Consider the following 15445-nt stretch of genomic DNA (forward strand, 5'->3'; position numbering starts at 1 on the left):
GGCCGGCCTCAGACCGCCGTGGGATCGCCGATGGTGGCGCCGCCATCGGCGACGATCACCTGCCCGGTGACGAAACGGCCCGCGGCCCCGGCCAGCATCAGCGCCACGCCGGCGATCTCCACCGGTGTGCCGAAGCGGCCCAGCGGCGCCCGGCGCATTACCGCCTTGGCAATGTCGGGATTATCGGTCAGAGCCTTGGCGAAATCGGTCTCGATGATGCCGGGCGCGATGGCGTTGACGCGCACATTGGCGCGGCCATGCTCCACCGCCAGATTGCGCACCAGGGCCGCCTCGGCCGCCTTGGACACGCCATAGGCACCGATGACCGGATTGCCGCGCAGGCCGGCGATGCTGGACAGGATGATGACGCTGCCGTCCTTGCGCTCGACCATGCCGGGGATCAGCAGGTTGCACAGCTGCCAGGTGCTGCGCAGGTTGGTGCCCATGATCTTGTCCCAGGCCTCGTCGCTGACGCCGGCCAGCGGACCATAGACCGGATTGATGGCGGCGTTGGCCACCAGCACATCGATGCGGCCCCAGGTGTCCAGGGTCGTCCGCACCAGCCGCTCCAGTTCCTCCTTGCGGCCGATGTTGCAGGGAACGGCGATGGCCTCGCCGCCCGCCGCCTCGATCTCGGCCCGCACGGCGTCACAGGCCTCCTGCTTGCGCGAGGAGATCACGACCTTGGCGCCGACGCGGGCGAACTCCTCGGCGATGGATCTGCCGATGCCGCGGCTGGAGCCGGTGATCAGGGCGACCTTGCCGGTCAGGTCGAACAGGGGATTGCTCATCTGGACTGCTCCTCCCGAAGTATTTTTGTTTTATGGGACTGCCGCGCCGCTCAGCGGGCGGTGGTGCCACCATCGACCACGAACTCGGCGCCGGTGACGAACTTGGCCTCGTCCGACAGCAGGAACAGCACCATGTTGGCGGCGTCCTCGGCCTCACCCATGCGGTTCAGCGGCGCCGTGGTTTCCAGCCCGCGGCGCATCTTCTCCGGGTTGGGGGCGCCGGCGATCATCTGCTCGACCATGGCCGTCTGCAGGAAGGACGGATGCACCGAGTTCACGCGGATATTGTAATTGGCGCCGGCGCAATAGACGGCCACCGACTTCGTCAGCAGTCGCACCGCCCCCTTGCTGGAGCAATAGGCCGGCAGCATGGGCGCGCCGATCAGGCCGGCGACCGAGGACAGGTTGACGATGGCGCCGCCGCCGGTGGTCTTCATGGCGCGGATGGCGTGCTTGCAGCCCAGGAACACGCCTTCGACATTGACGGCGTGGACGAAGCGCCAGCCTTCCAGCGTCTCCTCCTCGATGGTCTTCATCGAGCCGACGCCGGCATTGTTGACCAGCCCGTCGATGCGGCCATGGCGGTCGAGCGTGGCCTGCACCACCTCGACCCAGCGCGCCTCGCTGGTGACGTCATGGCTGAGGAACAGGGCACCGGGAATGGCGGCGGCGGCGGACTCACCGGCCGGGTTGCGGTCGGTCATCACGACCTTGGCGCCTTCCTGCGCCAGACGGCGCGCCGTGGCTAGCCCGATTCCCGAGGCCGCGCCGGTGACAATAATGACCTTGTCCTGCATGCGCCCGCTCATGGGCATCCTCCCGTGTTTGTTGTTACGGCCGGCATCGAGGTCGGCCTTTGCCGGACGATAGCCCAGCTTGTGCGGGACGAAAATGCTTCTCTGCGGTGGTGCTGAAAATATGCATGCCGGTCAGACCGGAGCTATCTGGATGCCGGGCCCGGTCACCGGCCCGGCGGCGCGGGCGCGCCGGTCATAGGCGCGGCAGGCCCGGGCGAAAGCCGCACGGTCTGGCGGTGGCGGCAGGGCGGATGGCGGCGGACAGGGCGGTCCGGGGCCGGGGGGTGATGCCCGCCAGTCCCCCTCGATGATCAGCGGGGTCGGCGGCCCCGGTCCTTGGCGGCGTGGCAGCGCGGTCTGGGACGCTCCGGCGGGAATGGGCAGGTGGGGCGGCATGCCCCAGCCTAACGCCCGCTTCCCCGCCCCTGATCCGCAGGCGAAGGATGATGCGCCAATGGCCCCCGGACATGCGACGGGCGGCCGAAGCCGCCCGCGCCTTTCTCCGGAATTGCGGGCGGTCAGTCGCCCTTGCGCCGGGTCAGATTCTCCAGCTGCGACTGCAGCTCATCCAGGCGCTTCTGCAATTCGCCGAACTTGTCGTCGACGGCCTTGCGCGGTTCGGGCGCCGCCGTGGCCGGCGTCCCCTCCGGCTTGACGAGGCCGCCCTCGCTGCCGGCGAAGGGGCTGAACATGCGCATGGCCCGTTCGAACATGGCGATGTTCTGCTTGCCCATCTCCTCGAACGTGCCGAAGGGGAAGACCCCGCCGAAGGCGTTCTGGAAATAGTCCCGCATCTTTTCCTGGTTGCGGGTGAAGGACTGCATGCTGTGCTCGAGATAGCGCGGCACGAGCCATTGCATGTTGTCGCCATAGAAGCTGATCAACTGGCGCAGGAAGGGGATGGGGAGCAGGTTCTGCCCCTTGGCCTCTTCCTCCACGATGATCTGCGTCAGCACCGAGCGGGTGATGTCATCCCCCGTCTTGGCGTCGTAGACGACAAAATCGGTTCCATCCTTGACCATCTGGCACAGATGATCGAGGGTCACATAACTGCTGGTCGCGGTATTATAGAGGCGCCGGTTGGCGTACTTCTTGATGGTCACCGGCGCGGGTTTGGTCTCTTCTTTCTCGGCCATCGAAGGCGCTTCCCGGCGATGTTCGTCCCGTTATCGCTAGAAGTACGCGATTTCGCATTCGCAGCGCAAGCATCCCGCGGCCATGCCCCGGCATGCCCGAAGGGTTATGACGTCGCAACCCCAGACAGAGCGGAAGGAAATGCGTTCGATGTCGCGCGAGGAGCCCCCGTCGCTGGAGGATCTGGCCCGGCGTTATCTGGATCTGTGGCAGGAGCAGTGGGCCACAGTCAGTGCCGATCCCGACATGGCCGACAGCGTCGCCCGCATGGCCCAGGCCATGGGCCAGTCGGCCCTGATGCTCAATCCGTTCCTGTCGGCGGGTCCGGGTATGTCACCGCCCGGGTCCGCCGCTGCCGCAGCGCGGAAGTCCGGCCATGAGTCCCCCTCCGCCCCGACCCCGGTCCCGTCTGGGTCCACGCCCGCTGAACCTCCACCTGGGCAGTGCCCTGACGGTCTTGCTGAGCTCGCCGGGCGGGTTGCCGCTCTTGAACAACAGGTCGCTGCCCTGGTCAGGGGCGATGGCGGACAAGGTGGCCGCACTGCGCGCGGACCTCGCAAACGTCCCGCCGGAGAGTCTGGCCGCCGCCGTCGACCGGGAGATGCGCCGACGCCTTGACCTGTTCCTGACCGGGCTGGAGCGTTACCGGCATCACCCCTATCGCCGCGACCTCGCCGACCCTCCGGTGCCGTGGCAGGAGGGCAGCACCCGGCTGCTGGATTTCGGCGGCAGCGGCATGCCCGTGCTGTTCGTGCCCTCGCTGGTCAACCGCGGCTATATCCTGGATCTGTCAGCCCGCAAGAGCCTGCTGCGCTGGCTGGCGGCCCACGGGCTCCGGCCGCTGCTGCTGGACTGGGGCGCACCGGGCGGCCAGGAACGCGGCTTCACCCTGACCGACGTCATCGCCGGGCGGCTGGGCCGGGCCGTTGCCGCGGCCCGGCAGGTTCTGGGCGGGGCACGGCCGGCGCTGGTCGGCTATTGCATGGGCGGCAATCTGGCCCTGGCCGCGGCACTGCGTCAGCCCGATGATTTCGCCTGCTTCGTGGCCCTGGCCACCCCCTGGGACTTCCACGCCGACGATCCCGCCGGGGCGCGCCGCACTGCTGCGGCCCTGCCGGTGTTCGAACCGGCCCTGCACCTGCTCGGGGCCTTGCCGGTGGATGCTCTCCAGACCCTGTTCGCCCAGCTCGATCCGCTTCTGGCCCTGAAGAAATTCACCCGCTTCGCCACCCTGCCGCCGGACGCGCCCGAGGTGGAGGAGTTCGTGGCGCTGGAGGACTGGCTGAATGACGGCGTCCCCCTGCCGGCCGCCGTGGCGCGGGAGTGCCTGGAGGGCTGGTACGGCCGCAACGACCCGGCGGCCGGCCGCTGGTGCGTCGAGGGTCAACCGGTCCGGCCGCAGGGTCTGCGGCTGCCGGCGCTGGTGGTGGTGCCGGCCCGCGACCGCATCGTGCCCCCCGGCTCGGCCACGGCCCTGGCGTCGGCCATCCCGGGCGCCGACTGCTGGACGCCGCCGCTGGGCCATATCGGCATGATCGTCAGCGCCACGGCCGAGGCCGCGATGTGGGCGCCCCTGCGCGACTGGCTGGTCACCCATTCCGCTGGCGGACGCTGAAGCATCGGGCAAGTCTTCAGCGGTGGAACCCACGGGCACCCTTGTGCCGTTCTTTGCAAGCACGGGTGACAGAGCGTGGACGCAGAGGCCCGCCTCTGGACGCTGCTGTGGATTTGCTTATGGTGGTTCGACCCTGCGCGGTGGAGCGCCGGCATGCGGAGCATGCGGGCCAGCCTCTCCGGCAGGATCACCGGGGTATCACGAAAATACCAAAAACGGACGCCATTGCTGTTGTCTTCTCTGGCTCCACCGTCCCTCCTGGCAGGGGCGGGATGGAGCCAGAGGCCCGCCGGGGCGCTAATCCGGTGGCGTTCGTGAAGGGGCATTGAGAGAGCGATGCGCAATATTCTGAAGATGCGCGGTTCGGCCTGGATCGTCCTGATCCTGCTGGTCCTGGGCAACATCCTGGGCTGGTCGCTGTCGAACCGTCCGGCCGAACTGGAGAAGCTGTGGTCCGGCACCATTGCCGGCGTCGCCTTCAGCCCCTATCAGGAAAACCAGGGTCCGATCGAGAGGAAGTTCCCCAGCCGCGCCGAGATCGAGCGCGATGTGCGGGTGGTGGCCCCCTATGTCCGCTCCATCCGCAGCTATTCATCGCTGAACGGCTTCGAGCAGATCCCCGAGCTGGCATCCCGGGTGGGGCTGGAGGTCACGGCCGGCGCTTGGCTGGACGGCAACCTGGCCGTCAACGAGCAGGAGATCAACAACCTCGTCCGCATGGCCCGCACCCATCCCGACACCATCAAGCGGGTGATGGTGGGCAACGAGGTCATGTTCCGCGGGGATCTGGAGATCTCGCAGCTGATCGACTACATCGAGCGGGTCAAGCGGCAGGTCAACGTCCCGGTTTCCACGGCCGAGCCGCCCTATGTCTGGCATGAGCATCCCGAGCTGGCCGATGCGGTGGACTACATCACCATCCATCTGCTGCCCTATTGGGAGAAGGTGCCGATCGAGCAGGCCATGCAGCAGGTGCTGCAGGAATACAACCGCATCAAGACGCGCTTTCCCGGCAAGCACATCCTGATCGGCGAAGCCGGCTGGCCGTCGGACGGCCCCTATCGCGGCGGCGCCGAGGCCAGCCGCCAGAATCAGGCCGACTTCATCCGCAAGTTCCTGAATCTGGCCGGCGAGAACCGCTGGGATTATTACATCATGGAGGCGTTCGACCAGCCCTGGAAGCGGGCCATCGGCGGCGCCGCCGAGGCCAACTGGGGCATCTGGGATGCCAAGCGCCACCTGAAGTTCCCCATGGAGGGCCAGGTGTTCGAGGTGCCGGGCTGGCCGGTGCTCTGCGCCATTGCCACGGTGCTGGCCTTCCTGCCCATGTTCTGGTTCGTGCTGCGCCGCGACGATCTGAAGCCGGCCGGGCAGCTGTTCTATGGCGCCCTGATCCAGGCCGTGGCCTCGGGTCTGGTCTGGACCGCCACCTCGGCCATGACCACGGGCATGAACACCATGTCCACCGTGGCCTTCAGCATCCTGATGCTGGCGCAGCTCATCCTGCTGGCGGTGATGCTGATCGATGGCCTTGAGCTGACCGAGGTGGTCTGGACCAGCCGCTTCAAGCGCAGATTCACGCCGATCCGCGACGACAGTTCCGGCTATGCGCCCAAGGTCTCCATCCATGTGCCCTGCTACAACGAACCGGCGCACATGGTGATCGAGACGCTTAACGCGCTGGCCGCCATGACCTATCCGAACTTCGAAGTCCTGGTCATCGACAACAACACCAAGGACGAGGAGGTGTGGAAGCCGCTGGAGGAGCATTGCCGCAAGCTCGGCCCCCATTTCCGCTTCTTCCATCTGCCGAAATGGCCGGGCTACAAGGCCGGCGCCCTGAATTTCGCGCTGGCGGTCACGGCGCCGGACGCCGAGGTGGTGGCGGTCATCGACAGTGACTACCAGGTCACGCCGGACTGGCTGTCCAGCACCGTGCCCTATTTCCAGAATCCCAAGGTGGCCTTCGTGCAGTCGCCGCAGGATTACCGGGAGTGGAACGATCATCCATTCCACCGCATGATCAACTGGGAATATCAGGGCTTCTTCCATATCGGCATGGTGCAGCGCAATGAGCGCAACGCCATCATCCAGCACGGCACCATGACCCAGATCCGCACCAGCATCCTGAAAGAGGTGGGCTGGTGGGCCGAATGGTGCATCTGCGAGGATGCCGAACTGGGCCTGCGCCTGTTCGAGAAGGGGCTGGAAAGCGTCTATATGCCGGACAGCTTCGGCCAGGGCCTGGTGCCGGACAGCTTCGCCGGCTACAAGACCCAGCGCTTCCGCTGGGCCTATGGCGCCGTGCAGATCATCAAGCGGCATTGGCGCGAGTTCCTGCCCAGCGGCAAGACCCTGACCTTCGGCCAGAAGTACCATTTCGTCACGGGCTGGCTGCCCTGGTTCGCCGACGCTGCCCATATGGGCTTCGTCGTCGGCGGCATCCTGTGGTCGCTGGGCCTGCTGTTCCTGCCGCGCTATTTCGAGTTCCCGCCGACCGTCTTCATCCTGCCCACGCTCAGCGTCTTCTTCTTCAAGGTGCTGTGCGGCCTCTGGCTCTACGAGGCGCGGGTGAAGTGCAGCTTCGCCGACAAGATCAGCGCCGCCATCGCCGGCATGGCCCTGACCCATACCGTGGGCCGCGCCGTCTGGCAGGGCCTGTTCACCAAGGGCCGTCCCTTCGTGCGCACGCCGAAATGCGAGGACCAGCCGGCCCTGATCCAGGGCTTCCTCTACGCCAAGGAGGAGGTGATGCTGATGCTGGGCCTGTGGATCACTGCCGTGGCCGTGGCCTGGAAGGAAGGCGGCGACAACCGTGACGCCTATATCTGGGCGCTGATGCTGGTGGTCCAGTCGCTGCCCTACATCGCCGCCCTGGCCGTCGCCACCGTCAACGGGCTGCCGGCCCCGAAGAAGAAGGATGCCGAAGCCGCCGCCGGGGCGGAATAGGCCCATCGGGCAACCGTCCTCCATTCGACAGCGGACGCCTCCCGCCCCCGGGCAGGAGGCGTTCTTTTTTTCAGGACCTCGCGTTTCTGCGGATAAGCGACATAGACCCTCCGGGGAACCCCCTCCCCCGACGGAGTTCATCCCTAACTAATGTGCGCGCTGTCCCTCCCTCTCCCCGGTGGCGTTCAATGTCTCCACCGGGGTGCGCACCCACCCTTGAGCGGACGGACCGGGGTAAAACCCTGGGTTGACCAGAGGGGGAAACGAAGGATGATGAATGGGCTGCGAAGTGTGACCTCCGACCACCGGGATCGCGCGGATGAGGCAGGACGCGCTGCGCCAAGACCGGAAACCGACAGCCGGCCGCTGATAACCAGCCGTTTCCGCCGCATCCGCACCCTGTCGAGTCAGCTGGCGGCACGGCTGACCCCGGAAGACCAGATGGTGCAGGCGGGGCCGGACTGCAGCCCGACCAAATGGCATCTGGCCCACACCTCCTGGTTCCTGGAGCGGTTCGTGCTGGAACGCTTCGCCACCGGCTATACTGCGTTCGACGACCGTTTCACCTATCTGTTCAACGCCCTGACCGAACCGGCGGACACCTGTCATCCCGCCTCCCAGCGGGCCTTGCTGTCCCGCCCCTCGGCGGATGAGGTCCAGCTCTACCGCGATCATGTCAACGCCGCGATCCTGCGCCTGATTGCCGATGTCCCCTCGGCCCAGTGGCCCGCCGTGGCCCGTCGCCTCGATCTGGCCCTGCTGCATGAACAGAAGCACCAGGAACTGATCCTGGCCGACATCAAACAGGCCTTCTGGATGAACCCGCTGCGCCCGGCCTATCACGGCACCGGCCCCGGCGCCGTTCCGGCCGCCCCCGGACAGGGCTGGTTCCAGCATGGAGGCGGGCTGGTGGAAATCGGCCAGGACACCCCGGCACCCGAAGCCGAGACACCGCGGCATCCCGTCTTCGTCGCCCCGTTCCGCTTCGCCGGGCGGCTGGTCACCGGCGGGGAATATCTGGAGTTCATGGAGGACCGCGGCTATACGCGGCGCGAACTCTGGCATCCCGATGGATGGACCCTGGCCCAGCGCGAGGGCTGGAATGCGCCGCTCTACTGGTTCAAGCGCGGCGGCGTCTGGCACCAGTTCACCCTGGGAGGCACGCGTCTTCTGGATGTGGAGGAACCGGTCTGCCATGTCAGCTGGTACGAGGCCGACGCCTTCGCCCGCTGGGACGGCCGCCGCCTGCCGACGGAGGCCGAGTGGGAGATCGTGGCGGCGGAGCGGATGCCGACGGGCAATCTGCTCGACCATGGCCGCTACCATCCGGCGGTGGCCGCGGCCCGCGACACCGGTCCGTGGCAGCTGTTCGGTGACACCTGGGAATGGACCCAGAGCGCCTTCGCCCCCTATCCCCGGCACCAGCCGGGCGACATGGCCATCGGCGAATATGCGGATGTGGCCATCGGTGGCCGCTTCGCCCTGCGCGGCGGCAGCGCCCTCACCCCGGCCGACATGGTCCGGGCCACCACCCGCCACGCCTTGGCCCCCCATGTCCGCCTGCACATGACGGGTATCCGGCTGGTGGAGGATGTCTGACGCTCAGAGAGCCATGCTGACGCTGAGCATGGCCTTCCAGGCCCCGTCGGGGCTGCGCCGGGTGAGGCCGAAAAGGTAGCCGGCCTCGTACTCCAGCGACAGGCCCTCGCCCAGGGCCACGGAGCCTGTCGCCACCGGCCCGGCATAATGGGTGTGCCGGTCGAGGTGACGGAAGGGCCGCGCGGCCTTGCCCAGATCACCGAAGAACTGGAGGCCGGGGCTGAACGCCTCGGCCCAGTCATAGCGCAGATCCAGCGCATAGGTGCCGAAGATGGCGGACTCGCTGTTGGCACCGACATCGCGGGAAAAGCAGAGATTGAGCGTGGTGGTCAGGGGGCCGATGCCCTTCTCCGCCAGAAATCCGACCGAGACGGTATCGGGGTCGCCCTTGTGGGCGGCAATCCCGTATTCGACGGAAAGCCCCAGATCGACCCAGGCCTCGCCGGGCCGGGTCAGCCGCAGCAGCGCGGCCGGTGCGACCTGCTCCAGCGACGGGGTTTCCGCTGGCGGGCGTTCCCACTGGCCGGTCAGCGACAGCTGCAGCCACGGCCCGACGCCGTAGCTGAGGGAGGTGGTGACCACCCGGTCGCCATCGGCGGCGGGATCGCCGTCGCGGGACTGGGCAGCCCGCATCTCCCATTGCAGCACGCCCGCATCCACCGACGGGCTGTCAATGGCGAAATCATCGGCACGGGCGCCGCCACAGAGCGCAGCCATCATCAGTGCGGCGCAGAGCGCCGTCATCCGGATCGACACGGGCCATCTCCCCCGAAAGGCAAGCGATCCTGGGCTGATCCCAGTCTCAGCGCTTGGGCAGCGCCGAATGGCGCCGGCGCTCGACGGCAACGGGACGGAAGGCGTCGCTCAGCTGATCGGCGAACATGGACAGGAACAGGCCCGAGATCAGCAGCAGAACCATTTCGATGAACATGGCGTCCTCCCCGGGACAGGATGCGGCAGTCAACTGCCTTGGGAGGAAGCCTACGCCCGGCAACGGCAGGGAGAGAACATATCCACAGGTTCACGTTGTCGCCGGCGCAGCGAGGCGGTCCGCCGGTCTGATCCAGTTTTTCTTTCGGAATCAGCGGCTTGGCCGACACCCTCCACCCGGCGCGGCCGATACGCCTATCCCTCAGCATAGGCCGAAGACCGGCGGCAGCCATCGCAATGCCGCCGGTCCGGAACACCGCCTGTCCGCCTGGGTCGGGACGGATTATTCCCGCTTCAGCAGCCGGTCCATCAGCAGGCTGGCCCACCAGCCGGCCATGAAGGAGGCCTTGAAGCTGACAGGTTCATACACCGTATCGAGCCAGGTGTAGAAATCGGTGGGCGTCTTGGCGTTGTAGTCGCGGTAGCTCTCCCAGAACGCGTCCAGGATGCCGGTCTTGGCGTGGCGCAGATGGCCATAGCGCCAATGGAGCTGCTTCATGGCCTGCTCCACCGGCGCACCTTCATGCACGAACATGTAGAGCGCACTCATGAAGCCGACACGGTCGGACCCGGCCTTGCAGTGCATCAGGGCGGGATACTCGATGCGGTTCCAGATCTCCCGCGCCTCGATCAGCTTTTCCTTCTTCGGGGCGTCGCGGGAATTGACGGGGAAATCGACCAGGGTGATGCCATGACGTTCACAGGCGCGCTTTTCATAGAAATAGCTGCCGCAATCGTCGCGCCGGCCGCGCAGATTGATGATGGTCTTGATGCCCAGCCTGGCCGCCTGGGCCACATGGGCCGGCGTCGGCTGGCTCGACCGGTACATGCGCGGCGAGATCTGGAACATGTTCTTGTAGACCATGCGGATGAAGGCATGGTCCTTGAACAGCATGTTGAGATAGCGCCCGAGCAGGCTGCCCCGTTCGGCCGGCGCTGCCGGCGCCGCATCGGGAACGATCGCGGTGGGACCCGTGCTGGAACCGTCCTGCTGCATACCCTCATCCTTGGCCGGTGCTGATGACCGGTCCTGTCGTCACGCGCCCTATTTAGGCAAGACGCGCGCCGACGGCGAGGGGAAAAGCGTACAGGTCAGGCCCGCGCTCCCGCGGCTGCCGCCCGCGGCACCGGAATGACGCCGGCACCGCGCAGCCGCAAGGCCGTCCGCAGGTGAGCTTCCAGCTCCCCGGCCCGGTGTGCCGCCGTGTGTGCTGCCAGCACCCGGGTACGGGCGCGCTTACCCAGGGCCTGGACCTCGGCCTCCGACAGGCGGGTCAGCGCGTCCAGAACCGCCGCCGTGTCACGGGCGATGATGATCTCACGCCCCGGCCGGAACAGGCTGTCCAGCCCGTCCCAGGCATCGCTGATGATGGGCGCGCCGCAGGCTGCCGCCTCGAACAGCCGCACCGAGGGCGACCAGCCCGCCCGCACCATATCCGCCCGCGTCACGTTCAGGGTGAAGCGCTGGGCGCTGTAGAAACCGGGATGGGCCGGCGGCGGCAGATGCTCGATACGCTCCACATTGGCGGGCCAGGCGATGTCGGCGGGATATTGCGGCCCGGCGACGACGAAGCGCTGCTCCGGCAGCGCTTGGGCCGCCCCCAGCAGCAGCCGGTCCAGCACGGGCTGGCGGTCGTTGCTGTAGGTGCCGAGATAGCCCAGCGCCCAGCGCTCCGCCGCCGGCTGGGGCCGGTGGCTGGCCGGATCGGCGGAACAATGGAGCGGCCGCGCCATGGGAGAACCGAAGGCGCGTTCCAGCCGCGTCAGCGTCGGCCCCCCGGTGAAGGAGAGGTAGAGGCCGTAGCCGGGGATCTGCCGGGCGGCCAGATAGGCCGTGCCGCCGCCGGCCAGACCCGCCAGGGTCACCGGCGTATCGATGTCGTAGAAGGCCGTCAGGCCGCGGGCCGTGGCCTGGACCCAATCGCCGACCGCGACCCCGTCCGGCACATAGGACCCGACGATGACGGCATCGGCCCGGCGCACCCGCTCGGCATGGCGGTCATACAGCTCCTCCAGCGAGCCGTAGAGAATGGTGTCCACGCCCAGCGGGGCCGGGCAATCCCTGTGCGCCCCGGCATACCAGGGCACATCCCGCTCCAGGAAGGTGATGCGGTGCCCCCGCGCCGCCATTTCCCGCAGCAGACCGCGATAGGTGGTGGCATGGCCGTTGCCCCAGCTCGAGGTTATGGAAAGCCCCAGGACGGTGATGTCGAGCGGTGCGGTCATGCGGACATCCTTTCGGCGAAACGGCCCGGCTCCCGCCCGGTCAGCAGCGCATCGACCTGGGCGGCGCGATGGGCATAGGTGTGATCCGCCAGCACCCGGCGGCGGGCCGCGGCACCGATGGCCCGGGCCGTCTGCGGCGTCAGCCCCCGCACATGCGCCGCCACGGCGTACCCGTCCTCGGCCACCAGCACCTCGCGCCCCGGCTCCAGGAACAGCTCAATGCCGGGCCAGCGGTCGGTGATCAGGCAGGCGCCGGCCCCCGCCGCCTCGAACACGCGGGTGGGCGGGGAAAAACCATACTGGGCCATGCTGTCGCGGTTGATGTTCAGCACGGCCATGGCCGAAACGTTGAAGGCATTGTGGTCGGCCGTGTAGACATGGCCGAGAGACCGGACCGTCTCCGGCAAGGGCTTGTCGGCCCAGCCGGACCCGCCCAGCAGGCAGCGGCGCCCCGGCAGCAGCGCCGCCGCCTTCAGGAAGAATTCGTCCACCCGCGCCTCGCGGTCGGGCAATCGGTTGCCGACGAAGCCCAGATCGCCGGCGAAGCGTGGATCGGGCGGCACGGGATGATGCGTGTCGGGATCGACGGCATTGTAGACCGGCAGGCACAGGCGGGCCCCGAACCGGGCATAGGCATCCACCACGGGCTGGCCGCCGCCATAGGTCAGCACCGCATCATACAGTGGAACAAGGGGCCGGAAACTGTCGGCCGGGTCCCTGTCCATCCGGTCCAGCGTGGCCGGTGCATCCACGTCCCAGAACAAGGCCAGGCCGCCCGGTCGGCGGGCCTGGAGCACTGCCGCCTCCAGCTCGGCATCGAACACGCCGACGCCGCTGGCCTTGATCAGCACGTCGGCGCCGCACCCCTGCTCGACGGCGGCGGCCATGCCGTCGGGCGTGGCCGCGTACACCACGACCCTGGCCCACGGCGGATCGGCCATGTCCCGGTGCTTCTGCCGCTCATAGGCATCCGGCTCGAAGAAGGTCACGCGGTGTCCGCGCGCCGCCAGGTTCTTGACGATGCCGCGGTAATAGGTGGCGGCGCCGTTCCAGTAGGCTGAGACCAGACTTGACCCATAGAAGGAAATGGACAGGCCCATGGTCAGGACACCTCCGCCAGCGACAGGAAGGAGCCGGGAACGCCCAGCGCGGCACAGATTCCCAGCAATTCATCGACACGGTGCGCACAGGTATGCCGGCTGCGCACCGTCTCCAGCCCTACCCTTGCCTGCTCGGCCGCGGCAGCCGGGTCATTCAGCAGGTCCTTCAGCGCCGCCCGCATACCGGCCCCATCCCGGACCATGCGCAGATCGCGCCCGACCCGGAACAGCCCCTCGGCATCGTCCCAGGGTGCGGATACCAGCGGAATGCCGCAGGCCAGCGCCTCGAACACGCGGATGGTGGGAATGCCCGGCAGCGCCCGCACATAGGGGCGGCGCGGCACATGCACCGTCAGCCGGTGGCGGGCGAACACCTCCGGCGCCTGGTGGTTGGGCAGCCAGCCCCGGTAGCGGATGCCGGCCGCGGCCAGGGCCAGCCGCCCCTCCTCGGGGTAGCGAACGCCGTGCACATCGGCGCGGAGGCGCAGCTGCCCGACCGGCCCCAGCAGGAATTCGTGCAGTTCGGCCGTCCGTTCGTCATCGCCCCAATTGCCGATCCAGACCAGATCGCCGGTCTTCTCCACCGCCGGCAGGGGCTTGAACAGGCGGGTATCCGCCGCTTCGTGCCAAGTCCAGACCTGCCGCGCCCATCCCTGTTCAAGGTAGCGCTGGCGCACGGCCTCCCCGAAGGCCAGCACGCCGTCGAAGGCCGACAGGTCATAGCGGGCCATCTCCGCCGGCTGGGTGACGCTGCGGTGATGGGTATCGTGGAACAGCAGCTTGAACCCGCCGCCGGCCGCCCGCACCCTGCCCAGCCGGCGGATCAGATCGGGCTCGTTCCATTCATGGACGATGACCACATCAGCCCCGTCCAGGGCCGCTGCCAAGTCCAGGGTGCCGAGGTCGTATTCGTCGGAGCACAGGCCGGGAAAGGCCGCCCGGATCCCGGTCCAGGCCTCGGCACCGTGCATTTCCAGCAGGTTGCGCCGGCTCCAGCCCTGCGCCGGCTCGAAGGCGCGCACCTCATGCCCGCGTTCCTGCAATTCGGTGGCGATCCCGCGCAGGAAATGGGCATTGCCGTGATTCCAGTCGGACAGAAGCGAGTGGACGAACAGGACGAAGCGCATGGGGCGGGATCCAGGATCAGACGGGGAGCGGGATCACTCGGCCGCCAGCCGGCGCGAACCGGCGGCCACCAGCCGGGCATAGGCGTCGAGATAGGCGTCGGTCATGGCACCGGCGCTGAAGCGGCGGGCACGGATGCGGGCCGCTTCGGCCAGATCGGCCCGGCGGGCCGGGTCCGACATCAGCCCATTCAGGGTGCGCTTCAATCCGGCCCGGTCGTCGGGATGGACGAAGCGGGCAGCACCGTTCCAATTTTCGCGCAGAGACGGGATATCGCCCAGCACCAGGGCACAGCCCGCCTGGGCCGCCTCCAGCACGGCCAGACCGAAGGGTTCGTAACGGGCCGGCAGGCAGAAGACGGCCGCCCGTGCATACCAGTCCGCCAGGTCCCGGCGTGGCAGCCGGCCCAGCATGGCCACCCGCGAGGGACGGCGCTCGCTGCCGTCGGGATGGCAGCAGTTGCCGGCCACGGCCACCGGGCTGCCCAGACCGTCGGCGACGGCGTCCAGCGCCGCGATGTTCTTGGCTTCGTCCCAGACCCGGCCCACGGACAGGATCAGATCGTCCTTCCGCCCCGGGGCCGGGTCCGCCGCCGCCTCGACACCGTTGGGGATCACCAGGATCTCGCGCCCGGTGCCGTAATGGCGGCGCAGGGCCGCGGCCATGGCCCGCGACGGCGCCACCACCAGCCCGGCCGCCGCAAGCCCGCGGCCGACGGCATCGCCATACCCGTCGTAACCGTCCGGTGCCGGCCGGCCCAGCACATCGGCGAACCAGGAGCGCACGCAACTGTGGGCCACGCACAACACCGGCGCCCGGAACGGCAGGGTCGCATGGGCGTAGCCGTTCACCTGTACCAGATCCGGGGCAAGGCGCCGCTCCAGGTCCAGCAGCCACCGGCCGGACCGCTCCACCTGGTCGCCGCTTCCGGGCATCCACTCCAGCGCCCAGTCGCTTTCCGCCAGACTCAGCCCGAAGATCCCGGCGGCGGCGGCGCGCTGGTCCCCGGCCAACGGACCGCCCAGGGCCGCCAGCGTCACCCGGATGCCGTGCCGGCCCAGCATGCGGGCCAGGGTCAGCGCATAGTCCCAGACCCCGCCCAGGCCGTCTGCCGTCATCAGCACCTTGGTGACGGGCGGAGCGCCGCCCCCGAACCCGTGTCCGTCGGGCATGGCCGCC

13 protein-coding genes are annotated in these 15445 nt (G+C 68.3%); 3 read left to right on the plus strand and 10 right to left on the minus strand.

Going from position 1 to position 15445, the window contains the following annotated elements:
* Positions 1-8: 8 nt before the first annotated feature.
* The 3 genes from DK368_RS12560 to phaR form a co-directional block, all read right to left on the minus strand.
* A complete protein-coding gene (locus tag DK368_RS12560) occupies positions 9-791 on the minus strand; it encodes an SDR family NAD(P)-dependent oxidoreductase (RefSeq protein ID WP_114394304.1) in 783 nt (260 codons plus the stop codon).
* A gap of 50 nt (positions 792-841) precedes the next feature.
* On the minus strand, positions 842-1600 hold the full coding sequence (locus DK368_RS12565) for a glucose 1-dehydrogenase (protein ID WP_114394305.1): 759 nt from the start codon (positions 1598-1600) through the stop codon (positions 842-844).
* A 506-nt stretch (positions 1601-2106) separates the two neighbouring features.
* A complete protein-coding gene (gene phaR / locus DK368_RS12570) occupies positions 2107-2724 on the minus strand; it encodes a polyhydroxyalkanoate synthesis repressor PhaR (RefSeq protein ID WP_114394306.1) in 618 nt (205 codons plus the stop codon).
* A gap of 518 nt (positions 2725-3242) precedes the next feature.
* On the opposite strand from phaR, the gene DK368_RS12575 reads away from it, so the two are divergent.
* From DK368_RS12575 to egtB, 3 genes are all read left to right on the plus strand, one after another.
* Positions 3243-4337: an alpha/beta fold hydrolase gene (locus DK368_RS12575; protein ID WP_240002476.1), complete on the plus strand. Its 1095-nt coding sequence runs from the start codon at positions 3243-3245 to the stop codon at positions 4335-4337.
* A 336-nt stretch (positions 4338-4673) separates the two neighbouring features.
* Complete coding sequence (locus DK368_RS12580) at positions 4674-7286, plus strand: glycosyltransferase (RefSeq protein WP_193552288.1); 2613 nt, start codon at positions 4674-4676, stop codon at positions 7284-7286.
* A 270-nt stretch (positions 7287-7556) separates the two neighbouring features.
* Entirely contained in the window at positions 7557-8885 is a 1329-nt protein-coding gene (gene egtB / locus DK368_RS12585; protein WP_240002477.1) for an ergothioneine biosynthesis protein EgtB, read from the plus strand.
* Positions 8886-8888: 3 nt separating this feature from the next.
* On the opposite strand, the gene DK368_RS12590 is transcribed toward egtB, so the two are convergent.
* The 7 genes from DK368_RS12590 to DK368_RS12615 form a co-directional block, all read right to left on the minus strand.
* Positions 8889-9641 carry a hypothetical protein gene (locus tag DK368_RS12590; protein ID WP_155524569.1) on the minus strand — a complete coding sequence of 251 codons (753 nt, stop codon included), beginning with the start codon at positions 9639-9641 and terminating at the stop codon, positions 8889-8891.
* Between the two features lie 46 nt (positions 9642-9687).
* A complete protein-coding gene (locus DK368_RS22300; protein WP_275668519.1) occupies positions 9688-9816 on the minus strand; it encodes a hypothetical protein in 129 nt (42 codons plus the stop codon).
* Between the two features lie 282 nt (positions 9817-10098).
* The gene (locus DK368_RS12595) at positions 10099-10812 is read right to left on the minus strand and encodes a protein tyrosine phosphatase family protein (protein WP_114394309.1); all 714 of its coding nucleotides are present in this window, start codon (positions 10810-10812) and stop codon (positions 10099-10101) included.
* A 95-nt stretch (positions 10813-10907) separates the two neighbouring features.
* Positions 10908-12041 carry a CgeB family protein gene (locus DK368_RS12600; protein WP_114394310.1) on the minus strand — a complete coding sequence of 378 codons (1134 nt, stop codon included), beginning with the start codon at positions 12039-12041 and terminating at the stop codon, positions 10908-10910.
* A complete protein-coding gene (locus DK368_RS12605; RefSeq protein WP_114394311.1) occupies positions 12038-13141 on the minus strand; it encodes a glycosyltransferase family protein in 1104 nt (367 codons plus the stop codon). Before DK368_RS12605 ends, DK368_RS12600 begins: the two co-directional genes overlap by 4 nt.
* Before the next feature lie 2 nt (positions 13142-13143).
* Positions 13144-14268, minus strand: coding sequence for a CgeB family protein (locus tag DK368_RS12610; RefSeq protein ID WP_114394312.1), 1125 nt, complete (start codon positions 14266-14268; stop codon positions 13144-13146).
* 33 nt (positions 14269-14301) lie between these two features.
* The gene (locus tag DK368_RS12615; protein WP_205028208.1) at positions 14302-15438 is read right to left on the minus strand and encodes a glycosyltransferase family 4 protein; all 1137 of its coding nucleotides are present in this window, start codon (positions 15436-15438) and stop codon (positions 14302-14304) included.
* Positions 15439-15445: the final 7 nt, after the last annotated feature.

Source organism: Oleisolibacter albus, assembly GCF_003336875.1.
In the GTDB taxonomy this organism is placed as follows: domain Bacteria; phylum Pseudomonadota; class Alphaproteobacteria; order Azospirillales; family Azospirillaceae; genus Niveispirillum; species Niveispirillum album.